Here is a 22,886-nt window from a genome sequence, read left to right on the forward strand (position 1 = left end):
GGCAAAAATAAGGGAAAATACATATCGTTTCGCTAATGCACAGGCTGGAAAGCCTATAAAATAGGGAAAGTTAGAAATATATTTCGGCAAAATGGAATTTGTGTATTGAGAACTGCAGGTGTCAGGTATGAATATAGAAGCATTATATGATTTCTGATATGCAGGAATTCTATGATGGGTATGAAGCGTTCCAGACCAAAAAACTGTTACAGAATGAAGAGAGGGAAAGTATAGAGGACACGGTTTCCGAATCCTATTCAAAAGAGGTGGTAGAAACAGCTGCTGCAATAGAGGCAGAAAATGAGATGGATGCTTCCGAATACATTCTTCCCGACAGCGATACACGCTGCCTGACAGAAGAGGATGTGACAGGGTTAAGCGAGGAAGAAATCCGAATTGCCCTGAATGAAATTTATGCACGCCACGGAAGAATATTCCAGTCAGAAGATTTAAATGTATATTTCGCATCCAGATCCTGGTATGAGCCGAAATATTCTGCAGAGGAATTTAGCGCGGTAGAAAGCAGCATTATGAATGACTGCGAAAATAAGAATATCGATTTTTTGGCAGAGGTCCGGGATGGAAAAAACGGTTCAGAACAGGTATTTGAAGAAAACTGGATGTATGGCACATACTATATGGATTTAGGCGAAGGCGGCATTACAGCAGAAGGCGGCTGCTATTCGGATAGCGGTGAAGACTATCTTTCCTTGACGGGTTCCTATATGGATAGCTATGGGGAATTTACCGGTATAATCGCGTATCTGGAAGATGGGACAATGTCAGCAAGCAGTGAGTTTGCGGAAAATGTTCATTTTACTTATAACGGAAAGGATCCGATCGAGATCCTGTCGTCAGACAATACTGGCGGCATGAATTTCCCGGGATTTGAAGGCATTTATCAGAAAACAGAAGATTTTCCGTAGTAACGATGTAGCAGGCTTGGAGGGGGCACGGTATTCATGACAGATGAAATGAAAAACTTGATCTTACAGTATGTGGATTCGGTACAGAAGATATACGGAACACACTTAAAACAGGTTATTTTATATGGCTCGTATGCCCGGGGCGATTTTACGGAAGATTCAGATGTGGACCTTATGATCCTGGTTGATCTGAATGAGGAGGAGACTGGGCAGTTTTCAGATGAACTTTCGGAACTGGGATTCGAGTATAACGTTGGTCATGATATCTGGATGATGCCGGTTGTGAAGAATATACAGAATTTCTTCAAGTGGAGTGCTGCGTATCCATTTTACAGGAATGTAAAGGAAGAGGGGGTATCGTTGTATGAAGCTGCCTGATGAACTGGATACAGGCGGTAAGTGGGAACTGGTATTCCACCGTTTGCAGATTGCAGAGGAGGATCTGGCATCAGAAATATTCCCGAAAACGATGGGGAGACGGATCGTGCAGGCAGAAGAAATCCGTCATTCCAGTGATTATGATCCGTTTTATATAGCATCCAAAGGCGGGACGCAGAAACAGATTGAGACAGCGAAAGACCTTTTGGATTATGCCAAAAGATTCATTGTGGAACGGAGAGACGCAGAAGAATTATAAAATGATCCAGAGAGGAGTATCCATTGCGGGTACTCCTTTTTTATACAGAAATGCAAGGAGAAAAGCTAGAATGATCAAGATCAATATTTTTATTTTCCTGTAACAGGGAACGATGGACCAGGTATGTATCGGCTGTGGTGGGAAGCGGTGTATCACACCGGATCGGTTTCCAGTGAAGGAAGTGCAAAGAAACGATTAGTTATTAAGATTCTGGAGCAGAGGATCGCCTGAAGACGGTTCTATCCGAAAAACAGATTCACCTCTGCGGATGTTTTTGTGGAGGGATCCGGCAGAAATGTAAGAAAGCCGCCGGTCTGCGGTCATAACAGCTCCACGGGGTACATATGATGTACAAAACGTTCCCAGGGGAAGACCCATGAAGGAATATATCGAAGAACGGGCGGTCCAGATCGCCAATTACATCATAGACGAGAATGCTACGGTGCGCCAGACGGCGAAAAAGTTTGGGATATCGAAGAGTACGGTACATAAAGACGTCACCGACCGCCTCACCCACATCAATCCCGCCCTGGCGGCCCAGGCCCGGGTGGTGCTGGACATCAACAAGGCGGAGCGCCACATCCGCGGCGGACTGGCCACCAAGGAGAAATATGAGCACCGGCTGCAGGCCTGCAGCCGGGAAAACAGATGACCCGGATAGGGGAATGGAAAAAGCTGTCTCCGGCAGGCCATCCAGGTACTTGACAAACCACTGAAAATCCTTTAAAATCAGTGGACATAAGACCTATATGAAAAAGCAGTGAAGGGAAAAAGTAAACGGAATGCGGCATCCCAGAGAGAAGGCGGCGGTGGGAGCCTTTATGTACGCGTCGTTGAAACCGGTCCCGGAGCTTTATGCGGGCAGGAAACCGGACGGAGGAGTAAGCGGATGTCCCCGTTCCTGTGAAGCATAACGTATTTCCGGCGTTAGCGGAAAAAGAGAGAGTTTCCGGCAGGTCCGGGAACTAAATTGGGTGGTAACGCCGGCTGTCGGTCCCTTTATGGGGCTGGCAGCTTTTTTGTTTTAGCCGGCCCGCTTTATGGGAACCGACGGCCGCCCGGACAGCACAGAATATAAAGGAGGATCATCATGGCAAAGGAAAAGAAGATGGTGGAAGCGATCACTTCCATGGAAGAGGATTTCGCCCAGTGGTATACGGATGTGGTAAAAAAGGCGGAGCTGTGCGATTATGCCAGCGTAAAGGGCTGCATGGTCATTAAGCCCGACGGCTACGCCCTGTGGGAGAATATCCAGAATGAGCTGGATAAGAGATTTAAGGAGACCGGCGTAAAGAATGTATATATGCCCTTATTTATTCCGGAGAGCCTGCTTCAGAAGGAAAAGGATCATGTGGAGGGCTTTGCACCGGAGGTTGCCTGGGTGACCCACGGCGGCCTGGAGCCTTTACAGGAGCGTCTCTGTGTAAGACCCACATCTGAAACTTTATTCTGCGATTTTTATGCAGGGGATATCCACTCCTACCGGGATCTTCCCAAGGTATACAACCAGTGGTGCTCCGTTGTGAGATGGGAGAAGACCACAAGACCCTTCCTCCGCTCCAGAGAGTTCTTATGGCAGGAGGGCCACACTGCCCACGCCACAGCCGAGGAAGCGGAAGAGCGCACCATCCAGATGTTAAATTTATATGCAGATTTCTGCGAGGACTTCCTGGCGATCCCGGTGGTCCGCGGCCAGAAGACGGATAAGGAGAAATTTGCCGGTGCAGAGGCCACTTATACCATCGAGGCGCTGATGCATGACGGAAAGGCGCTCCAGTCTGGTACCAGCCATAACTTTGGTGACGGCTTTGCCAAGGCCTTCGGCATCCAGTATTCCGATAAGGACAATCAGTTAAAATATGTGCACCAGACTTCCTGGGGCATGACCACCCGTATGATCGGCGCCATCATCATGGTACACGGCGACAACGAGGGACTTGTGCTTCCGCCGAAGGTGGCTCCCACCCAGGTGGTGATCGTTCCGATCCGCCAGAATCTGGAGGGCGTAATGGAAAAAACGCTGGAAGTGAAGGACATGCTCTCCAATTTCCGCGTGAAGGTGGACGATTCCGACAAGAGCCCGGGCTGGAAGTTCTCCGAGTCCGAAATGCGCGGGATCCCGGTGCGTGTGGAGTTAGGGCCCAAGGACATTGAGGCTGGCCAGGCCGTTCTGGTGCGCCGTGATACCCATGAGAAGATCACAGTGGCCATCGACGAGATCCCCGCAAAGGTGGGCGAGCTTTTAGAGACCATCCAGCACGATATGTTTGAGCGGGCAAAGGCCCACAGGGACGCCCACACTTACGACGCCCACAGCCTGGAGGAGATGAAGGACATTGCCGACAACAAGCCGGGCTTTATCCGGGCCATGTGGTGCGGCTGCCAGGAATGCGAGGATAAATTAAAGGAAGAAGTGGGCGTGACCTCCCGCTGCATGCCCTTTAAGCAGGAAAAGCTGGCTGATACCTGTGTATACTGTGGAAAGCCGGCCACAAAGATGGTGTACTGGGGCAAGGCATACTAATATATGAAAGAAAACAGACGGTCCGTAAAGGACCTGGCCTATGGAGGGCTGTTTACGGCGCTGATCGCGGCCGGGGCGTTTCTTAAGATCACGATCCCGGTCCAGCCGGTGCCCATGCACTTTACCCTTCAGTTCTTTTTCGTGCTGCTGGCGGGGCTTCTCCTTGGCTCAAAGGGCGCGCTGTTCAGCGTATGCACATATCTGGCGGTGGGACTCCTGGGTATTCCGGTGTTTGCTTCCGGCGGCGGCCTTTCCTATCTGCTGAAGCCCACCTTTGGGTTTCTGATGGGATTTGCTGCCGCTGGATATCTGACAGGGCGGATCCATGAGCTGCACCGCCAGAACTCTTTTGGCTGGCTTCTGTTTTCGGCGGTCTGGGGGCTGATTGCGGATTATGCCTGCGGCATGGTCTGGTTTTATGTATGCAGCAATTATGTGCTCCAGGCGGCTGTCAGCTGGAAGCTGGTGTTCATCAACTGCTTCCTGCTGACTGTGGGCGAGGACTTTGTGCTCTGTGTGCTGGCGGCTGCGCTGGCCAAAAGACTGATGCCTGTGTTTTCTGATATGCGGGGCTGACAGACTGTGCAGCCAGGAAAGGCGGAGGACCATGAATCGGGATGTAAGGATAGAAATGCCCTATGAGGCAGAATGGATCATAAAAAAAATACGGGAACGGGGCTTCGAGGCCTTTGCCGTAGGCGGCTGCGTCCGGGATACTCTTCTGGGCCGGACTCCTGGAGACTGGGATATCACCACCTCCGCAAAGCCGGAAGAGGTGAAGGAGATCTTCGGGAAGACTGTGGATACAGGGCTGCAGCACGGGACGGTCACCATCATTAAAAACCGCAAGGGCTATGAGGTGACCACCTACCGCATCGACGGAGAGTACCGGGACGGCCGTCACCCGGATTTTGTGGAATTCACATCCAGCCTTCTGGAGGATCTGAAACGCCGGGACTTTACCATCAACGCCATGGCGTACAGCCATGAAACCGGGATCGTGGACGCCTTTGACGGCATGGGGGATCTGGAGAAAAAGGTGATCCGGTGCGTGGGCTGTCCCCGGGACCGGTTCACAGAGGACGCTTTGCGGATCCTCCGGGCCATCCGGTTCGCAGCCCAGCTGGGATTTTCCATCGAAGGGGAGACGTATGGAGCCATCCGGGAGATCGCACCGAACCTTAAAAATGTCAGCAAGGAGCGGATCCAGGTGGAGCTTACCAAGCTGCTGACCTCCGCCCATCCGGAAAAGATCGCCATGGTGGAGGACACGGGGATCAGTCCCTATGTGACCGGAGATTTCCCCCTGGTATTCCAGACCGAGCGGGAGAGGATGGCCGGAGGGATATCCAGGCCGGAGCCCTTTTCCTGCCTGGCTCTCCTTCCGCCGGAGAAATCCATGCGCTGGGCCGGATTCCTGCGCCATATGGAGCCGGACATGGTGCGCCGGATCCTGAAGGGCCTTAAGCTGGACAACGAGACTGTGGATAACGGAAAGGTTATGGCAGGGGCTGCCCAGGCGCCTCTGGGGCCCGAAAAGGCCGGGATCCGAAGGTTTTTAAGCCGGATGACGCCGTACCAGTTTGACGGCTGTCTGCGGCTTAAGGCTCTGGATAAAGACCCCCAGACAGAAGAGATCCGCAGGCTTTGGGAGGAGATCGAAAAAGATGGGGACTGCGTATCCTTAAAGGAGCTGGCTGTGGGAGGCGGCGACCTGCTGGCAGCCGGTATGGAGGGAAAGGAGATCGGAGAGACCCTCAGGCGTCTGCTGGAACTGGTGCTGGAGGACCCATCCTTAAACCGGAGGGAGCTTCTGCTGGAAAAGCTCCGGGGCTGAGCGGGAAGGTCTGCGTTTCCGGACTGGAGGGATCCCAGAAAAAATTTCATCTGTGAGCGAAACCATGGGCTGGCCAAAATGTCCTCATATTCTGGCCGGCCCTTTCATATTCTGGAAGTAGTTCAGAAGGGATATGGAGGGGATCAGGATGAATGACTGGAATACAGAGGTGGCCGGACAGTATGAGTTAAACGTGGAGTCCATGCGGAAGGGCCGCGGAGCCTGGATCTTTGAGACGGACCGGGGGCTGAAGCTTCTGAAGGAATACAGAGGCAGCGTAAAGCGCCTGGAGTTTGAGGAACTGGTGCTGGGGGCCGTGGCCGGAGCCGGAAGCCTCAGGGTGGACCAGTATGTGAGGAATAAAGAGGGAGAGCTTTTATCCACTGCCTCCGACGGAATCAGATACGTGGTGAAGGACTGGTTTTCTGACCGGGAATGCGATCTGAAGGATACGGGAGAGATCCTTTCTGCGGTGCGCCAGATCGCCGTACTCCATAAGCTTTTGAGAAAGGTGGAGCCCAGGGAGGAGTGGAACATGAAGTCCATGGTGTCCCCGCCTCTTTTTATGGCCATGGAAAAGCATAACAGGGAGCTTAAGAAGGCCAGGGCCTTTATCCGGGGAAAACAGCAGAAAAACGAGTTTGAGCTCTGCGTCATTGCCAGCTTTGAGCCCTTTTACCAGCAGGCCGTTCTGGCGGCGGAGGGGATGAAAAAGCTGTATCCCGGGGACGAAAAGGGATGGACGGAGCGGTATTCCATCTGCCACGGGGAGCTGAACCAGCACCATATTCTCATGGGACGGGATTATGTGGCCGTCACCGGGTTCGGACGGATGCATCTGGGGCTCCAGGTGGAGGATCTTTATTATTTCATGCGGAAGGTCATGGAGAAGCACAACTGGGACTGCGGGCTGGGAAATGGGATGCTGGAGGCATATGAGCGGGTGCTTCCCATGAGCCGGATGGAGCGGGAGTGCCTGTATTTCATGTTCCTGTATCCGGAGAAATACTGGAAGCAGATCAACTTCTATTATAATGCCAATAAAGCATGGATCCCGGCCAGGAATACGGAAAAGATCGAAAGCCTGAAGGCCCAGGAAAAGAACCGGAAACGGTTTGTGGACGGCATTATTTAATGCTTTCTTTTTTCAGATAAATGAAGTATAATGGCACCATGAGACAACTTTGGTTCTGCGGACAAAAAGAAAGATTGAGGGAGTGAAAAAGCACATGAAAGATTACATGAAGATCTATGAGCAGTGGCTTGCGGACCCGTATTTCGACGAGGATACGAAAAATGAGCTGAGGGCCATTGCAGACGATGAAAATGAGATCAAAGAGCGGTTCTATATGGATCTGGAATTCGGTACCGCGGGCCTGCGCGGCATCATCGGCGCGGGCATCAACCGTATGAATATTTATACAGTCCGCCGGGCGACCCAGGGCCTTGCCAATTATATAAAAAAACAGGGTGGAGAGGAAAAGGGCGTTGCCATTGCCTTTGATTCCAGGAGAATGTCCCCGGAGTTTGCCATGGAGGCAGCCATGACCCTGGCGGCCAACGGGATCAAGGCCTACAAGTTTGAATCCCTGCGCCCCACGCCGGAGCTTTCCTTTGCGGTCCGTGAACTGGGCTGCATCGCCGGCATCAATATCACTGCCAGCCACAATCCGCCGGAATACAACGGCTATAAGGTATACTGGGAGGACGGCGCCCAGTTCACCCCGCCCCATGATAAGGGCGTGCTGGAGGAGGTCCTGGCCATCGAGGATCTTTCCACAGTAAAGACCACCTCGGAGGAGGAGGCCTTAAGAGCCGGAAAATTCCAGGTGATCGGCAAAGAGATCGACGATAAATATATTGAGAACGTAAAGGCCCAGGTGGTGAACCAGGACGCCATTGACCGGATGCAGAAGGACATCACCATTATCTACACTCCGCTCCACGGCACCGGAAATATTCCGGCCAGACGGGTCATGAAGGAGTTGGGCTTTGAAAATGTATACGTGGTTCCGGAGCAGGAGCTGCCCGATGGAAACTTCCCCACGGTCAGCTATCCCAACCCGGAGGCGGAGGAGGCCTTTGCCCTGGGCTTAAAGCTGGCGAAGGAGAAGAACGCCGATCTGGTCCTGGCCACTGATCCCGACGCGGACCGTCTGGGCGTTTACGTAAAGGATGCAAAGACCGGGGAATACCATCCTCTGACCGGAAACATGTCCGGTTCCCTGTTATGTGATTATGTGCTGGGCCAGAAGCAGGCCAAGGGCCAGATCCCGGCGGACGGACAGGTCATCAAATCCATCGTGACCACCAACCTGGTGAACGCCGTGGCTGAGCATTACGGCTGTGAGTTGGTGGAGGTGCTCACAGGCTTTAAGTATATCGGCCAGCAGATCTTAAAGGAGGAGCAGACAGGAAAAGGCACCTATATGTTCGGCATGGAAGAAAGCTATGGCTGCCTGATCGGTACCTATGCCCGGGATAAGGACGCTATCTCCGCTACCGCCGCACTCTGCGAGGCTGCCGCTTATTATAAAGAAAAGGGAATGACCTTATGGGATGCCATGGTGGCCATGTATGAGAAGTACGGCTACTATAAGGACACCGTAAAATCCATCGGCTTAAAGGGCATCGAGGGTCTGGCAAAGATCCAGGAGATCATGGAAAACTTCCGCCAGGAGCCGCCTAAGACCCTGGGAGACTATACAGTAACTGCGGCCCGGGATTATAAGGCCGGGACCATTATGGACATGGCTTCGGGCGCTGTCCGCCCCACAGGCCTTCCCTCTGCCAACGTGCTCTACTATGAGATGAACGACGGCGCATGGCTTTGTGTCCGCCCGTCCGGTACAGAGCCTAAGATCAAGTTTTACTATGGAGTGAAGGGAGCCTCCATGGAGGACGCAGACGCAAGATCCGAAAAGATGGGAGCAGAGCTGACAGAGCTTGTAAATAAGATGCTGTAAAAAGCGAACCGAAGGGGCTGCCGCAGAAGGGAAGCTGAGAACCAGCTTTTTTGCGGCAGCCCTGCGGTTTAATCCTCTTCCTCCAGCCGCTGGATTTCTTCCATGCTTTTTTGGGCCTCGGGCATCTGGCGGATATAATCAGAATTCTGCCCATAGCACTGTTCCAGGAAGGTAATGTATGCCCTGGCAGCCTTGGGAAGCTCCTTTCCTTTGGGGAAGATATAGCTGCAGATATAATTGGAACGCCCTTTTTCTGCGGACAGGATGCTGTCCGGCAGCGGAATGGACACGATATGATAATTTTTCTCCTGGTCCAGGATCGGCAGGATCCCGACGCCGAGATAGTCGGTGCGCAGGAGCAGCGTATGGAGGGCGGAACGGCTCTCCACATAGACGATCTGCCGGATCTGGTTCCAGTTGATGAAATTCAGATCCATATTGTTGTAGACGCTCTCCAGGGCCCGGGCATTTCCCGCCTCCACCGGATACAGGGCAAAATTGTACTGGCAGATCTTTTCCATGGTCAGAGAATCCTTTTCCTTTAAGATCGGGTGGTCCTCCCGGCAGAAGAGCTGGGCCCGGGAGGAGAAGAGAAAATGCTCCTCCAGGTGGCGGAAGGACAAAAGCTCTTCGATCTGGCTGCGGGTGTGGGCCAGATACATAAGAACTCCCACATCAGCCCGGTTGGAATAGACATCTCCGATGACGATGCGGGGGGAGCTTTCTCTGTATGAGAGCCGGAGCGGTATGTCCGGAATGGATTTCACCATGCGGATAAACGCGTCGTTGGGGTGGGAGCAGGTACAGGCCGAGACTCTCAGACGGTAATGGTCGGCCCGTTCCCGGAAGATCCTTTGAAAGTTGCCGGCATCGTCTAACAGGTCCCTGGCCATATCCAGGAACAGCCGTCCGCTGTCTGTGGGGGTGATACCGGTCTTTTCACGGGTAAAGACTGTGATTCCATATTCCGACTCCACCTCCTTAAGGATCCGGCTTAAGTAGGGCTGGGTGACGAAAAGGCGTCTGGCTGCCTTGGAAATAGAACCGCAGTTTTCAATTTCGATCAGGTATTCCAGATGCTGTAGATTCATGAAATTCCTCCATCCATAATGAAATAGTTATGTCGTAATGAAAATGGGGTATTTGTCAAAATTCACCGATTTTCATATAATCAGTGTATGACTGTTTGGGATATCTGTCAACCCAAATGGATCGGTCCGTATCCATCTTTCCGGAACGGGAAATTTTAGGAGGAAAAAAGTATGACACATCTGAAACTGGCCAACAGCCCGTTAATGGCGGTCCTTTGCGGGCTCACGATCCTGATCGTTCTGCTGCAGCCCGTGATCTTCATGGCAGCCGCTTTTAAACGCGGAAAAGAGCTGAACATGACCAAAGAGGAAATGAAGGAGGCTGCGCGGAGCAGCGCCATCTTTTCCATCATTCCGTCACTCCCCATTATCGTGAGCTATCTGCTGCTGGTACCGGCCCTTGGGCGGTATTTCCCTTGGCTTCGCTTAAGCGTCGTAGGCTCCGCTGTCTACGAGACTATGGTGGCCAATATGGCGGCAGAGGCCTTCGGCCTGGAATCCATCACCGCAGGAGAGATCCCGGTGGACGTATTTGTATTCATCCTCTTTGTGGTCACCATCGGTATCCTTGGAGGAAACATCTTCAACGTATTCTTCTTAAAGAGCTATGACAAAAAGGTGGAATCCTTAAAGAGCGGCAACGCAGCTCTGGTTCCGGTTATTACCACGGCCATGTTCCTGGGAATGTACGGCACCATGGCGGCCCCCCATCTGACAAACTTTTCCAGCCTTCCGGCGGTCGCTGCGATCCTGGTGGCCGGAGTCACGGCCATCGGTGTCAATAAGCTGGCTGCCGGCCGCAAAAAGCTGAAGGAGTTCGCATTCCCCTTAAGCATGCTGGTGGGAATGTTCGCATCCTGTATTGTCAATGCAATGATCGTTTAGGAGGAAGAGAAGATGAAAGAAAGAAGTTTTCACGACCGGATCCATACCATCGGCAGACTCACGGTGATCTGTGCCCTGGTAAGCTTCATGGCCGTTCCCTTTGTGCTGGCCATGGTCAACCATATCCCCATGAATATTCCGCAGATCTTACAGAATGCGTTTCCGATCCTTCTGACCTTCAGTATCAGCGGGATCTGTGAGAACCTGTCCTTTATGCCCATCATCGGCAGCGGCGCTCTTTATATGGCCTGTGTGACTGGCAATGTGAGCAATATGAAGGTTCCGGCGGCTGTCAACGCCATGGAGGTGGCCGGTCACGCGCCGGGCAGTGAAAAGGCTGACGTGGTGGCTATGATCGCCGTAGCTGCCTCTACATTTGTGACCACGGCTATCGTATTTTTAGGAATGCTGTTCCTGGCTCCGATTTTTGCGCCGGTGTACAACAATCCGTTTTTACAGCCCGCATTCCAGAACATGGTGCCTGCCCTCATCGGCGCCCTGTTATTCCCATATATCTTAAAGGCGCCGAAGCAGGCCATCGTACCCATTATCCTGCCGGTGATCCTGATCTTTGTGGTGGGAAGGAGCTTTTTCTCCAGCAACCAGAGCTACATTATGGTGGGAGTGATCGTACTTTCAGCGCTGTATTCCTACGGGCTGTTTAAGAAAAAGATCATTGGATAAAGAAACTGGACAAGGAAGAAACGGAAAGGAGCATCATTATGAACAGGAAAGAGTTTGTGTTAAATGCCGTCAGCCGGAAGCAGGATCTGGTGGTGGAGGTCAGCGACCGGATCTTTGATTTTGCGGAGACAGGCTTCCATGAGTTCGAAACGGCAAAGCTGTACCAGCAGGTCCTGGAGAAGGAGGGCTTTGCAGTGGAGATGGGCATTGCCGGAATGCCCACGGCCTTTAAGGCCGCCTATGGAAGCGGAAAGCCGGTGGTGGGCTTTCTGGCCGAGTACGACGCGCTTCCGGAGCTTTCCCAGGTGGGCGGCTGCACAGAGAGAAAGCCAGTCTGCGGGGAAAATCCCGACGGCCATGGCTGCGGCCACAACCTTTTAGGCGCGGGGACCCTGGCTGCAGCCCTGGCAGTGAAGGCATACCTGGAGGAGAATCCGGGGAAGGGGACCGTGATCCTTTTTGGATGTCCCAGTGAGGAAAAGGGAAACGGAAAGACCATCATGGCCAGAGACGGGATCTTTGAAGGCGTGGATGCGGCCCTGACCTGGCATCCGGATACGGCCAATGCCGTATGGACCACCTCCTCCCTGGCCAATGTGAGCGTGTTCTTTAATTTCAAGGGCGTTACTTCCCACGCTGCCGCTGCGCCGGAGCTGGGCCGCTCTGCTCTGGATGCCGCCGAGCTCATGAGCGTGGGCGTCAACTACTTAAGAGAGCACATTATCTCCGACGCCAGGATCCACTACGCGTACCGGGATGTGGGAGGCATTGCCCCCAATGTGGTACAGGGCCACAGCCGGGTCCACTACTTTATCCGCGCTCCCAAGTCCTGGCAGGTGCAGGAGATCTATAAGCGGGTCATCGATGTGGCCGAGGGAGCTGCAAAGATGACTGGAACGGAAATGACCTATGAGCTTTACGCGGGACTTTCTGATTTTATCCCCAACCATGTCCTTTCGGAGGTGCTTTACGAGGCCCTGGAAGAGGTTGGGGGACCAGAGTTTGATGAGGCCGATTTTGCCCTGGCGAAAAGGTTCTTTACAGAAACGGCCACAGCCGATGAGCTGGAGGCCAAAAAGGCGGCTGTGAAGAAAAAATATGGCCAGGAGGCGGAGGCCTTTATGGAGCGGCCGCTGAATACAAGGATCGAGCCGCTGGTATGGGCAGGCAGGGTGCTGCCTGGCTCCACCGATGTGGGGGATGCCAGCTATGTGATGCCTACGGCCCAGCTGACCACGGCCACGGCCACCTTCGGAACAGCGGCTCATACCTGGCAGATGACGGCTCATGGAAATACGGAGATCGCCCACAAAGCCATGCTGACGGCCGGGAAGGCCATGGCACTGGCCGGGATCATGCTCTTTGAGGATCCGGAACTGGTAAAGAGAGCCAGGGAAGAGTGGCTTGGAGAGACTGGCGGCGTCTATGAATGCCCGATCCCCGACGGCGTGGGACCGAGACTGAACGAATAAACCCTGCGGGCAGAAAGCCGGCAGGAAAATAGAGGTGAAAACATGCAGAAAATACTTGAAAATGCATTGGAGATCGGACGGAAATATATTCCGGAGGGGGAGTGCGCCTCCTATATCCCGGAGCTGGCCAAAGCAGATAAAAACCATCTGGGCGTCTGCATCCGGACCAGGGGAATGGAAACGTTTTCCGCCGGAGACACGAAGGAGCGGTTTACGATCCAGAGTATCTCCAAAGTGATTACCCTGATGGTGGCGCTCCAGCACTGTGGGTTCGATAAGGTGTTTGAGAAGATGAACATGGAGCCTTCGGGCGATGCGTTCAACTCTCTGGTAAAGCTGGATCTTACCAGCGATAAGCCTTTTAATCCCATGATCAATGCAGGAGCCATCACCACTGCCGGCTATCTGGTGCCCGACGTGAGCTTTGAGGATATGTTAAACTACGCCAGACGTCTCTGTCTCGACAAGGACATCGTCATGGACGAAAAGGTATTCCGGTCTGAGATGGACCACTGCGCCAGGAACCGGGCCATCGCCTACCTGCTCCAGAGCAAGGGCATCCTGGAAAGCGATGTGGAAAAGAGCCTGGAGCTTTATACGCGGATGTGCTCCTTAAGCGTCACGGCAGAGAGCCTGGCCGGCCTGGGGCTGGTGCTGTCCAACGGAGGCAGGCATCCGGAGACAGGAGAACGGCTCATTGACAAATACGCTGTCCAGGTGGCCAAGACCATTATGCTGACCTGCGGCATGTACGACGGCTCCGGCGAGTTCGCCGTCCGGGTGGGGATCCCCTCCAAGAGCGGCGTCGGCGGCGGCATCCTGGCTGTGGTGGAAAAGTGCATGGGCATCGGCATCTATGGACCGGCCCTCAATGAAAAGGGCAACAGCATCGGCGGAAGCCACGTCCTGGAGTATCTTTCCAAGGAGCTGAACCTTCATATGTTCGCAGCCGAGCAGTGATCTCCGGCAGCGCTGCCGTTCACTGGCCTTTCAGTGAGCCGCGGCTTCCAGCGGCCGGGAAGCGGCCTGCTGGGACGGGAATCAAAAAACGCTTGACATATCATGACAGAATGAGTTATGATATTTCCAGTGTGAAGAGACATTATCGTTTTCATGCAAATGTATTTGTGACCACTTTCGCGCTCAGAAAGGCGGAAGTCAAGCCCACACGGACAGGCGGGTCAAACGCCGGCGCGGGAAACCGCATTATTGATTGAGTTAAAAGCTCAAATTTTATAAGCTGATCACTTTATAATCAACGCGCAGTGCGCACATCATCTTGTGAAACGGTCAATAAGAGCAGGAAACATATATTTGCGATTGAAGCATCGGAAACGATAACGGTCATTAAGAAACGGAAAACGGCACTGGACCGTACACGCCCGTTTCTCGGAATAGGAATCGTAAGGCAGATGATGGATTGCATCATCTGCCTTTTTTAACATAGGAAGCCTGCGGAAAAGGATCGTTTCCTGCATATGGGAAAATGGAAAGGGATTTGGGAATGGATAGAGAGAAACAGAAGAGAGCCCCCATTTATGAAGCACTGGAGGCGTTCAAGAAAAAGAGAGTGGTCCCCTTTGACGTGCCGGGCCACAAAAGAGGAAGAGGAAACCCGGAGCTGGTGCAGCTTCTGGGCGAAAAATGTGTGTCCCTGGATGTGAATTCCATGAAGCCGTTGGATAATCTGTGCCACCCGGTATCTGTGATCAAGGAGGCAGAGGAGCTGGCGGCAGAGGCCTTCGGCGCAGCCGGAGCCTATCTGATGGTAGGAGGCACCACGTCTGCGGTCCAGACCATGATCCTTTCCGTCTGCCGTGCAGGAGATAAGATCATCCTCCCCCGGAACGTCCATAAAAGCGTCATTAACGCCATGGTGCTCTGCGGAGCCGTCCCAGTCTATGTGAACCCGGATGTGAACCAGAAGCTGGGGATCTCCCTGGGGATGGAGGTGGACAAGGTCCGCCAGGCCATTGAGGACAATCCGGACGCTGTGGCCGTCTTTGTGAACAACCCCACCTACTATGGGATCTGCTCGGATATTAAGACCATCGTGGAACTGGCCCACGCCAGGGGAATGAAGGTCCTGGCTGACGAGGCCCACGGGACCCACCTGTACTTTGGAAAAAATCTTCCGGTGTCTGCCATGGAGGCCGGAGCGGATCTGGCGGCGGTGTCTATGCATAAATCCGGCGGAAGCCTGACCCAGAGCTCTCTGCTCCTGTTAAATAAAGGGGTCAACGCCGATTATGTGCGTCAGATCATCAACCTGACCCAGACCACCAGCGCCTCCTACCTGCTGTTGTCCAGCCTGGATATTTCCAGGCGGAACCTGGCCTTAAGGGGTGAGGAATCCTTTGGAAAGGTAGTGGATATGGCGGAGTACGCCAGGAGTGAGATCAACTCCATCGGCGGCTACTACGCTTATGGAAAGGAGCTGGTCAACGGCAACAGCGTATTTGACTACGACGTGACCAAGCTTTCCGTATATACAAGGGATATCGGCCTGGCGGGCATCGAGGTCTACGACCTTTTAAGGGACGAGTACGATATCCAGATCGAATTCGGAGATATCAGCAATATTCTGGCCTATATCTCCATCGGTGACAGGATCCAGGATATTGAACGTCTGGTGGGCGCTCTGGCGGATATTGAACGTTTGTATAAAAAAGACAGCACAGGCCTTTTATCAGGGGAATATATCTCCCCCAAGGTGGTCATGTCGCCCCAGAAGGCCTTTTATTCTGATAAGATCTCCCTTCCGGTGGAAAAATCCTCGGGAAGGGTCTGTGCAGAGTTCGTGATGTGCTATCCGCCGGGAATCCCGATCCTGGCCCCCGGCGAGATGATCACCGACGACATTGTGGAATATATCATGTATGCCAAGGAAAAGGGCTGCTCCATGCAGGGAACTGAGGATCCGGCTGTGGAGCATTTAATGGTCCTGGCAAATATTTAGAGCCGGTACGGCAATACTAAGGAGACTGGGAGGTGCAGAATGGAATTCTGGTTTTCAGAGCTGCATACGGGAAACGTAAAGCTTTCTGTCCGGATCGAAAAACAGCTTTTTTCCGGAGAAAGCGAATATCAGAGGATCGATGTGTTTGACTCCGAGGAGTTTGGAAAGTTTATTTCCCTGGACGGGGAGATCGTATTCTCTGAAAAAGATGAGTTTATTTATGATGAGATGGTGACCCATGTGCCCATGGCCGTCCATCCCCATGTGAAGAATGTGCTGATCATCGGCGGCGGCGACGGCGGCGTTGCCAAGGAGCTGTTGCAGTATAAATCCATCGAGAGCATCGACGTGGTGGAAACGGACCGGATGTTCGTGGACGTATGCCGGGAATATTTCCCGGAGGTGGCCTGCGCCCTGGATGATGAGAGGGTGAAGATCCATTATGACGACGGCCTGCGCTTCCTGAGAAATAAAAAGGGGATCTATGACCTGATCATCAACGATTCCACAGACCCCTTCGGCCATACGGAGGGCCTGTTCACAAAGGAATTTTACGGAAGCTGCTACAATGCCTTAAAGGACGACGGGATCACGGTCTACCAGCATGGAAGCCCCTTCTATGACGAGGACGAGGCGGCCTGCCGCAGCATGCACAGGAAGGCGTTCCGTTCCTTCCCCATCAGCCGCGTCTACCAGGCCCACATCCCCACCTGTCCGTCGGGCTACTGGCTGTTTGGCTTTGCATCGAAAAAGTATCATCCCATCAAGGATTTCAAGCCTAAGGAGTGGAATGGTCTTAAGATAGAAACATGGTATTACACGACCCATCTTCATATGGGAGCCTTTATGCTGCCCAAATATGTGGAGGATCTATTAGAAGAGGAGGAACAATAAAAATGAGCAGATTACTGATTATCGGATGCGGTGGCGTCGCTTCTGTGGCAGTCCATAAATGCTGCCAGAACAGCGAGGTATTTACGGAGATCATGATCGCCAGCCGTACGGTCTCCAAGTGTGAGGCCTTAAAGGCAGAGCTGGAGGGAAAGACCTCCACAAAGATCACCACAGCGAAGGTGGATGCCGACAATGTGGACGAGCTGGCAGCCTTAATGGAGTCCTATAAGCCGGACGCAGTATTAAACCTGGCTCTTCCCTACCAGGATCTGACCATCATGGACGCCTGCTTAAAGGCAGGAGTCAACTACATTGACACCGCCAACTATGAGCCCGAGGACACGGACGATCCGGAGTGGAGGGCCATTTATGAAAAACGCTGTAAGGAAGAGGGCTTCACAGCATATTTTGACTATTCCTGGCAGTGGGCATATAAAGAGAGATTCGAGAAGGCCGGCCTGATGGCTCTTTTAGGCACCGGCTTCGACCCGGGCGTGACCAGCGTGTTTACTGCCTACGCCTTAAAGCACTACTTTGACGAGATCCACACCATCGACATCTTAGACTGCAACGGCGGCGACCACGGCTACCCCTTCGCCACCAACTTTAATCCTGAGATCAACCTCCGGGAGGTTTCTGCCAACGGCTCCTACTGGGAGAACGGCCACTGGGTAGAGACAGAGCCCATGGAGATCAAGAGAGAGTACAACTTCCCCCAGGTGGGCCAGAAGGATATGTACCTTTTACATCACGAGGAGATCGAGGCCCTGGCAAAGAACATCCCGGGCGTAAAGCGGATCCGTTTCTTCATGACCTTCGGCCAGAGCTATCTGACCCATATGAAATGCCTGGAGAACGTGGGCATGTTATCCACCTCTCCGGTGGAATATAACGGCCAGGAGATCGTTCCGATCCAGTTCTTAAAGGCCCTTTTACCGGACCCCGCATCCTTAGGTCCCAGAACCGTCGGAAAGACCAACATCGGCTGTATCTTCACCGGCGTAAAGGACGGAAAGGAAAAGACCATTTATATCTACAATGTCTGCGACCATCAGGAATGCTATAAAGAGGTGGGCTCCCAGGCTGTTTCCTACACCACCGGCGTACCGGCCATGATCGGCGCCATGATGATGGTGACAGGAAAATGGAACGGCAAGGGCGTATTCAATGTAGAGGAGTTCGATCCCGATCCGTATATGGAGGCCTTAAATAAGTGGGGACTTCCGTGGGTAGTGGACGAAAATCCCCAGACCGTAGAGTAAAAACGGCGGGCCGCTGAAGGCGTGGCTTTCGGCGGCCCTTTTTAAAATGACAGAGGTGTGACCATGAACATACATGAGCTTCCGACTCCGTGCTATGTGATCGATGAAAAGAAGCTGAAGGAGAATCTGGAAATTCTGGCAGGCGTAAGGGACCGCACGGAATGCAGGATCCTGCTGGCCCAGAAGGCATTCTCCTGTTTTTATGAATACCCGCGGATCGCAGACTATCTGGACGGTACCACGGCCAGCGGCCTTTATGAGGCGCGGCTGGGCTATGAGGAGATGGGAGAGCCCTTTGGCCTGGAGACCCATGTGTTCGCCCCGGCCTTTAAAGCGGCTGAATTTGAGGAGATCGCCGGGATCTGCGACCATGTGATCTTCAATTCTGCGGCCCAGCTGGAAAAATTCCTTCCGGTATGCAGAAAAAACGGCGTGGGCGTGGGACTCAGGATCAATCCGGAGTGCTCCACCCAGGGGGATCACGCCATTTATGATCCCTGCGCTCCTGGCTCCCGTCTGGGAGTGACCTTGGAAAACTTCCCGGAGCATCTGGCCGGAGAGCTTTCCGGCCTCCATTTCCATACCCTCTGCGAGCAGAACGCCGACGATCTGGAGACGACTCTGGCAGCGGTGGAGGAAAAGTTCGGGAAATACCTGGAGCTCCCCAACATTGAATGGCTCAATATGGGCGGCGGCCACCACATCACCCGGCCGGACTACGATATCGCCCGTCTGGAGCGGTGCATCCTCCATATAAAGGAGACCTACGGCGTACAGGTATACCTGGAGCCGGGGGAGGCCATTGCCTTAAATGCAGGCTATCTGGTGACCGAGGTTATGGACATTGTGGAGAACGGGATCTCCACTCTGGTGCTGGACGCTTCGGCGGCCTGTCATATGCCGGATGTGTTGGAAATGCCCTACCGGCCGCCCCTTAAGGATTCCGGGAAGCCGGGAGAGAAGGCGTATACCTACCGCCTGTCCTCCTGTACCTGCCTGGCCGGGGATGTGATCGGGGATTATTCCTTTGACCATGAGATCCATGTGGGAGATAAGCTGTATTTTGAGGATATGGCCATTTATTCCATGGTGAAGAACAATACCTTCAACGGCATGGCCCTGCCGGCCATTGCTGTGATGGAGGAGGACGGAAACTGTAAGGTGATCCGGGAATTCGGATACGAAGACTTTAAAGGGCGGCTGGCGTAAATGCGGCCGCCTTTTTAAAACAGGAGAGTACAGAAAATTATGAAGAAATTAATGGGAATACCGGGAGAAGAGGGATATTCCATGCCCGGAGAATTTGAACCCCACAGAGGCTGCATCATGATCTGGCCCAAACGTCCCGGAAGCTGGAATTACGGAGCGGTAAAGGCCAGGGAGGCGTTTAAGAACGTGGCCCATGCCATTGCAGAGAGCGAGGACGTATATATGCTGGCAGAGCCGGACGTGGCTGAGGACGCCAGGACGGCCCTGGGGGTCACGGGGGAGGCCGCGGCGGAAACGCCAGGGACCGGAGCCCGGATCCATGTGCTGGAAATGGGATCTGACGATGCCTGGGCCAGGGACGTGGGCCCCACCTTTGTGAAGAATAGGGCAGGGGACGTCCGGGGCATCGACTGGGAATTCAACGCCTGGGGCGGAACCGTGGACGGTCTGTATGCCCATTGGGAAAAAGACGACCAGGTGGCGGAGCAGTTCTGTGAGGCCCTGGGGTATGAGTGCTATGAGGCCCATCCCTTTGTGCTGGAGGGCGGCTCCATCCACAGCGACGGCCAGGGGACCATCCTGGTGACAGAATCCTGCCTTTTAAGCGCCGGGAGGAATCCGGAGCTTACGAAGGAGGAGATCGAAGAAAGGCTCCTCTCATATCTGGGAGGGAAAAAGGTCATCTGGCTGCCCCGGGGGATCTATAACGACGAGACCAACGAGCATGTGGATAATATCTGTGCCTTCACAGCCCCGGGCCATGTGGTACTGGCCTGGACCGATGACGAGGCGGATCCCCAGTATGAGCTGTCCATGGCCTGCCTAAAGGCTCTGGAGGCTTCTGTGGACGCCTGTGGCCGCAGGCTCCAGGTCCATAAGCTTCCGATTCCTAAAACGCCTATCTGTGTTACGGAGGAGGATCTCAAGGGCTATGAATTTGAGCCTGGCGAGGACGTGCGGGAGGCCGGAGAGCGTCTGGCAGCCAGCTATGTGAATTTTTATATTTCCAACGGCGGGGTGGTCGTACCCCAGTTCGGAGACGAAAACGATGAGACGGCAGTAAGGATCCTGGCGGAGCTGTTCCCGGGACGGAAGGTGCATCCGGTGGCAGCCAGGAATATTCTTCTGGGCGGAGGCAACATCCACTGCATCACCCAGCAGATCCCTGCGTCCGGCGTCTGTGAGTCTTTATAAGGAGGTTTTTATGCGTAAGGTAACTGTGGCGGCAGTGCAGATGCGCTGCACGGAAAATGCAGAAGAAAATATCGCCAGGGCCGAGGCCCTGGTGCGGAAGGCGGCGGCAGAGGGAGCGCAGATCATCCTTCTCCCGGAGCTGTTTGAACGGCCCTATTTCTGCCAGGAGCGCAGATATGAATATTACGGGTATGCAAAGCCTGTGGAGGAAAACGATGCGGTGCGCCATTTTTCAAAGGTGGCGAAGGAGCTTTCTGTGGTGCTCCCCATCAGCTTTTATGAGAGGGACAAAAACCGCCTGTTCAATACTGTGGCCATTCTGGATGCGGACGGGGAGAATCTGGGGATCTACAGAAAGACACACATCCCCGACGACCATTATTATCAGGAAAAATTTTATTTCACTCCGGGCGATACGGGCTTTAAAGCCTTTAAGACCCGGTACGCTGTCATCGGCGTGGGCATCTGCTGGGACCAGTGGTTCCCGGAGACGGCCAGGTTCATGGCCGTAAAGGGCGCAGAGATCTTATTCTACCCAACAGCCATCGGCAGCGAGCCGATCCTGGAGGTGGACAGCATGCCCCACTGGAGACGGTGTATGCAGGGCCACAGCGCCTGCAATCTGATGCCGGTGATCGCCGCCAACCGGGTGGGCCTGGAGACGGTGGAGCCCTGTGCGGAAAATGGAAACCAGAGTTCTTCCCTCCGGTTCTATGGCTCCTCCTTTATCACCGACGGAACGGGAGAACTGGTAACATCCATGGACCGGGATTCGGAGGGCGTGATCACCGCCTCCTTCGATCTGGACGCCCTGGCGGAGGACCGCCTCTCCTGGGGATTGTTCCGGGACCGGAGACCGGAGCTGTATAAGGAGTAGGCCGGGGCGGGCGGCAGGCAGATGAAGGAACTGGCCCGCCCGGCGGGATCTGCGGATCTTTTCTGGCCGTCGGTTATGGATGCCATGACAAATATGTATACACGAAAACGGGTGCTGCCATTGAAAAGGCCGGGGGAATGGGATAAGATAAAGGACATCACAGGGAATAGACGGAGGAATATCTTATGGAATACAGGATCGCAGTGATCCCCGGCGACGGCATCGGGCCGGAGATCGTCACAGAGGCCAAAAAGGTTCTGGACCGGGTGGGCCAGGTCTTCGGCCATACGTTCCATTACACAGAAGTGGATATGGGCGGCGTTTCCATTGACAAATACGGCGTACCGCTGACAAAGGAGGCCCTGGAAACAGCAAAAAACAGCGATTCCGTCCTGCTTGGAGCCGTGGGCGGCCATGTGGGCAATTCCCGCTGGTATGATGTGGCTCCTGAGCTGCGTCCGGAGGCCGGGCTCCTGGCGATCCGGAAGGGGCTGAACCTCTTTGCCAATATCCGGCCTGCCTGTCTGTATGACGGGCTGGAGGACGCCTGCCCGTTAAAGCGGGAGATCATCGGAGACGGCTTTGATATGGTCATCGTCCGGGAGCTGACCGGAGGCCTGTACTTCGGGGAACGTCATACAGAGGAGGTCAACGGAATCATGCAGGCCACGGATACCCTGGTCTACAATGAGACGGAGATCCGCCGTGTGGCGGTGAAGGCCTTTGAAACGGCCATGAAGAGAAAGAAGAAGGTCACCAGCGTGGATAAGGCCAATGTGCTGGACTCCTCCAGGCTCTGGAGAAAGGTGGTGGCGGAGGTGGCGGCAGATTATCCGGAGGTGGCTCTGGAGAACATGCTGGTGGACAACTGCGCCATGCAGCTGGTGATGGATCCGGGCCAGTTCGACGTGATCTTAACGGAAAATATGTTCGGGGATATCCTGTCCGACGAGGCCAGCATGATCACCGGCTCCATCGGAATGCTTTCCTCCGCCAGCTTAAACGAAGGAAAGTTCGGCCTTTATGAGCCCAGCCACGGCTCTGCCCCGGATATTGCGGGAAAGGGCATTGCCAATCCCATTGCCACCATCCTTTCGGCGGCCATGATGCTGCGGTTTTCCTTTGATCTGGATAAGGAAGCGGAAGCGGTGGAAAATGCGGTGAAAAAGGTCCTGGCCGGGGGATATCGGACAGTGGATATTATGGCGGAGGGAATGAAGCAGACGGGAACGAAGGAAATGGGCGACCTGATCTGCAGTCAGATCGCATAAGGACCGTGGATCAGATACGGGGGCTGCTGGAAAGGAGGGGACTTGGCTTCTCCTTTCCAGCAGCCTTTTTGTATGGAATATGGCTCTGGTGCAGAAGGCATGGAAAAACAAATAATCAGAATAATTCTATACAATAACACAATTAAAAGATAACAGAAAAATAAAATAAAAATTTTTTACAAAAAAAAAAAAAAAAAA

General features: G+C 53.7%; 21 protein-coding genes and 1 other annotated feature. Of the genes, 20 read left to right on the forward strand and 1 reads right to left on the reverse strand.

The genetic code is table 11. The features are described from left to right. Positions 1-146: 146 nt before the first annotated feature. From WIH05_RS00630 to WIH05_RS00670, 9 genes are all read left to right on the forward strand, one after another. Positions 147-926: a YARHG domain-containing protein gene (locus WIH05_RS00630; protein WP_022273543.1), complete on the forward strand. Its 780-nt coding sequence runs from the start codon at positions 147-149 to the stop codon at positions 924-926. A gap of 36 nt (positions 927-962) precedes the next feature. Then, complete coding sequence (locus WIH05_RS00635; RefSeq protein ID WP_022273542.1) at positions 963-1,304, forward strand: nucleotidyltransferase domain-containing protein; 342 nt, start codon at positions 963-965, stop codon at positions 1,302-1,304. Then, positions 1,291-1,563, forward strand: coding sequence for a hypothetical protein (locus WIH05_RS00640; protein ID WP_022273541.1), 273 nt, complete (start codon positions 1,291-1,293; stop codon positions 1,561-1,563). The genes WIH05_RS00635 and WIH05_RS00640 overlap by 14 nt, the downstream gene beginning before the upstream one ends. Before the next feature lie 376 nt (positions 1,564-1,939). Next, positions 1,940-2,215, forward strand: coding sequence for a sporulation transcriptional regulator SpoIIID (gene spoIIID / locus WIH05_RS00645; protein ID WP_158357796.1), 276 nt, complete (start codon positions 1,940-1,942; stop codon positions 2,213-2,215). Positions 2,216-2,314: 99 nt separating this feature from the next. Beyond that, positions 2,315-2,565 (forward strand) — a binding site (T-box leader). An 88-nt stretch (positions 2,566-2,653) separates the two neighbouring features. Further along, entirely contained in the window at positions 2,654-4,087 is a 1,434-nt protein-coding gene (gene proS / locus WIH05_RS00650) for a proline--tRNA ligase (protein ID WP_022273540.1), read from the forward strand. A gap of 3 nt (positions 4,088-4,090) precedes the next feature. Continuing rightward, positions 4,091-4,663 (forward strand): biotin transporter BioY, encoded by a 573-nt coding sequence (locus WIH05_RS00655; protein WP_022273539.1) that lies wholly within the window; start codon positions 4,091-4,093, stop codon positions 4,661-4,663. A 31-nt stretch (positions 4,664-4,694) separates the two neighbouring features. After that, a complete protein-coding gene (locus WIH05_RS00660) occupies positions 4,695-5,924 on the forward strand; it encodes a CCA tRNA nucleotidyltransferase (protein WP_337424829.1) in 1,230 nt (409 codons plus the stop codon). A 148-nt stretch (positions 5,925-6,072) separates the two neighbouring features. Next, positions 6,073-7,059: a hypothetical protein gene (locus tag WIH05_RS00665; protein ID WP_022273537.1), complete on the forward strand. Its 987-nt coding sequence runs from the start codon at positions 6,073-6,075 to the stop codon at positions 7,057-7,059. Between the two features lie 94 nt (positions 7,060-7,153). Continuing rightward, complete coding sequence (locus WIH05_RS00670) at positions 7,154-8,890, forward strand: phospho-sugar mutase (RefSeq protein ID WP_022273536.1); 1,737 nt, start codon at positions 7,154-7,156, stop codon at positions 8,888-8,890. A 68-nt stretch (positions 8,891-8,958) separates the two neighbouring features. Here WIH05_RS00670 and WIH05_RS00675 read toward each other — a convergent pair whose 3' ends face one another. Further along, positions 8,959-9,981: a LysR family transcriptional regulator gene (locus WIH05_RS00675; protein WP_337424830.1), complete on the reverse strand. Its 1,023-nt coding sequence runs from the start codon at positions 9,979-9,981 to the stop codon at positions 8,959-8,961. Between the two features lie 171 nt (positions 9,982-10,152). Between WIH05_RS00675 and WIH05_RS00680 the strand changes: the two genes are divergently transcribed. The 11 genes from WIH05_RS00680 to leuB all read left to right on the forward strand — a co-directional run bounded on the left by WIH05_RS00680 (position 10,153) and on the right by leuB (position 22,688). Further along, complete coding sequence (locus WIH05_RS00680; RefSeq protein ID WP_022273533.1) at positions 10,153-10,866, forward strand: DUF5058 family protein; 714 nt, start codon at positions 10,153-10,155, stop codon at positions 10,864-10,866. Between the two features lie 12 nt (positions 10,867-10,878). Further along, a complete protein-coding gene (locus WIH05_RS00685; RefSeq protein ID WP_022273532.1) occupies positions 10,879-11,550 on the forward strand; it encodes a hypothetical protein in 672 nt (223 codons plus the stop codon). A 38-nt stretch (positions 11,551-11,588) separates the two neighbouring features. Continuing rightward, entirely contained in the window at positions 11,589-13,022 is a 1,434-nt protein-coding gene (locus WIH05_RS00690) for an amidohydrolase (RefSeq protein WP_022273531.1), read from the forward strand. Positions 13,023-13,064: 42 nt separating this feature from the next. Next, positions 13,065-13,982, forward strand: coding sequence for a glutaminase A (gene glsA, locus WIH05_RS00695; protein WP_337424831.1), 918 nt, complete (start codon positions 13,065-13,067; stop codon positions 13,980-13,982). A gap of 544 nt (positions 13,983-14,526) precedes the next feature. Next, positions 14,527-15,981, forward strand: a complete 1,455-nt coding sequence (locus tag WIH05_RS00700; protein ID WP_022272524.1) for an aminotransferase class V-fold PLP-dependent enzyme — start codon at positions 14,527-14,529, stop codon at positions 15,979-15,981. A 39-nt stretch (positions 15,982-16,020) separates the two neighbouring features. Beyond that, entirely contained in the window at positions 16,021-16,875 is an 855-nt protein-coding gene (gene speE / locus WIH05_RS00705) for a polyamine aminopropyltransferase (protein ID WP_337424832.1), read from the forward strand. A gap of 2 nt (positions 16,876-16,877) precedes the next feature. Next, positions 16,878-18,137: a saccharopine dehydrogenase family protein gene (locus tag WIH05_RS00710; protein WP_022272522.1), complete on the forward strand. Its 1,260-nt coding sequence runs from the start codon at positions 16,878-16,880 to the stop codon at positions 18,135-18,137. Between the two features lie 63 nt (positions 18,138-18,200). Continuing rightward, complete coding sequence (nspC, locus tag WIH05_RS00715) at positions 18,201-19,346, forward strand: carboxynorspermidine decarboxylase (RefSeq protein WP_022272521.1); 1,146 nt, start codon at positions 18,201-18,203, stop codon at positions 19,344-19,346. Between the two features lie 39 nt (positions 19,347-19,385). Then, positions 19,386-20,540, forward strand: a complete 1,155-nt coding sequence (gene aguA, locus WIH05_RS00720; protein ID WP_022272520.1) for an agmatine deiminase — start codon at positions 19,386-19,388, stop codon at positions 20,538-20,540. Positions 20,541-20,550: 10 nt separating this feature from the next. Beyond that, positions 20,551-21,417: an N-carbamoylputrescine amidase gene (aguB, locus tag WIH05_RS00725; protein ID WP_022272519.1), complete on the forward strand. Its 867-nt coding sequence runs from the start codon at positions 20,551-20,553 to the stop codon at positions 21,415-21,417. Between the two features lie 185 nt (positions 21,418-21,602). Then, a complete protein-coding gene (gene leuB / locus WIH05_RS00730; protein WP_022272518.1) occupies positions 21,603-22,688 on the forward strand; it encodes a 3-isopropylmalate dehydrogenase in 1,086 nt (361 codons plus the stop codon). Positions 22,689-22,886: the final 198 nt, after the last annotated feature.

This window comes from Alitiscatomonas sp. (assembly GCF_037242085.1).
GTDB classification, from domain to species: Bacteria; Bacillota; Clostridia; order Lachnospirales; family Lachnospiraceae; genus Alitiscatomonas; species Alitiscatomonas aceti.

Excerpts from the sequence above, each read along its gene's own strand:
- WIH05_RS00680 (WP_022273533.1), top strand. The coding sequence starts at position 10,153 with ATGACACATCTGAAACTGGCCAACAGCCCGTTAATGGCGGTCCTTTGC.
- WIH05_RS00670 (WP_022273536.1), top strand. The coding sequence starts at position 7,154 with ATGAAAGATTACATGAAGATCTATGAGCAGTGGCTTGCGGACCCGTAT.
- WIH05_RS00685 (WP_022273532.1), top strand. The coding sequence starts at position 10,879 with ATGAAAGAAAGAAGTTTTCACGACCGGATCCATACCATCGGCAGACTC.
- WIH05_RS00700 (WP_022272524.1), top strand. The coding sequence starts at position 14,527 with ATGGATAGAGAGAAACAGAAGAGAGCCCCCATTTATGAAGCACTGGAG.
- WIH05_RS00660 (WP_337424829.1), top strand. The coding sequence starts at position 4,695 with ATGAATCGGGATGTAAGGATAGAAATGCCCTATGAGGCAGAATGGATC.
- WIH05_RS00640 (WP_022273541.1), top strand. The coding sequence starts at position 1,291 with ATGAAGCTGCCTGATGAACTGGATACAGGCGGTAAGTGGGAACTGGTA.
- spoIIID (WP_158357796.1), top strand. The coding sequence starts at position 1,940 with ATGAAGGAATATATCGAAGAACGGGCGGTCCAGATCGCCAATTACATC.
- WIH05_RS00690 (WP_022273531.1), top strand. The coding sequence starts at position 11,589 with ATGAACAGGAAAGAGTTTGTGTTAAATGCCGTCAGCCGGAAGCAGGAT.
- leuB (WP_022272518.1), top strand. The coding sequence starts at position 21,603 with ATGGAATACAGGATCGCAGTGATCCCCGGCGACGGCATCGGGCCGGAG.
- WIH05_RS00630 (WP_022273543.1), top strand. The coding sequence starts at position 147 with ATGATTTCTGATATGCAGGAATTCTATGATGGGTATGAAGCGTTCCAG.
- WIH05_RS00665 (WP_022273537.1), top strand. The coding sequence starts at position 6,073 with ATGAATGACTGGAATACAGAGGTGGCCGGACAGTATGAGTTAAACGTG.
- aguB (WP_022272519.1), top strand. The coding sequence starts at position 20,551 with ATGCGTAAGGTAACTGTGGCGGCAGTGCAGATGCGCTGCACGGAAAAT.
- WIH05_RS00675 (WP_337424830.1), bottom strand. The coding sequence starts at position 9,981 with ATGAATCTACAGCATCTGGAATACCTGATCGAAATTGAAAACTGCGGT.
- proS (WP_022273540.1), top strand. The coding sequence starts at position 2,654 with ATGGCAAAGGAAAAGAAGATGGTGGAAGCGATCACTTCCATGGAAGAG.
- WIH05_RS00655 (WP_022273539.1), top strand. The coding sequence starts at position 4,091 with ATGAAAGAAAACAGACGGTCCGTAAAGGACCTGGCCTATGGAGGGCTG.
- WIH05_RS00710 (WP_022272522.1), top strand. The coding sequence starts at position 16,878 with ATGAGCAGATTACTGATTATCGGATGCGGTGGCGTCGCTTCTGTGGCA.
- aguA (WP_022272520.1), top strand. The coding sequence starts at position 19,386 with ATGAAGAAATTAATGGGAATACCGGGAGAAGAGGGATATTCCATGCCC.
- WIH05_RS00635 (WP_022273542.1), top strand. The coding sequence starts at position 963 with ATGACAGATGAAATGAAAAACTTGATCTTACAGTATGTGGATTCGGTA.
- speE (WP_337424832.1), top strand. The coding sequence starts at position 16,021 with ATGGAATTCTGGTTTTCAGAGCTGCATACGGGAAACGTAAAGCTTTCT.
- nspC (WP_022272521.1), top strand. The coding sequence starts at position 18,201 with ATGAACATACATGAGCTTCCGACTCCGTGCTATGTGATCGATGAAAAG.
- glsA (WP_337424831.1), top strand. The coding sequence starts at position 13,065 with ATGCAGAAAATACTTGAAAATGCATTGGAGATCGGACGGAAATATATT.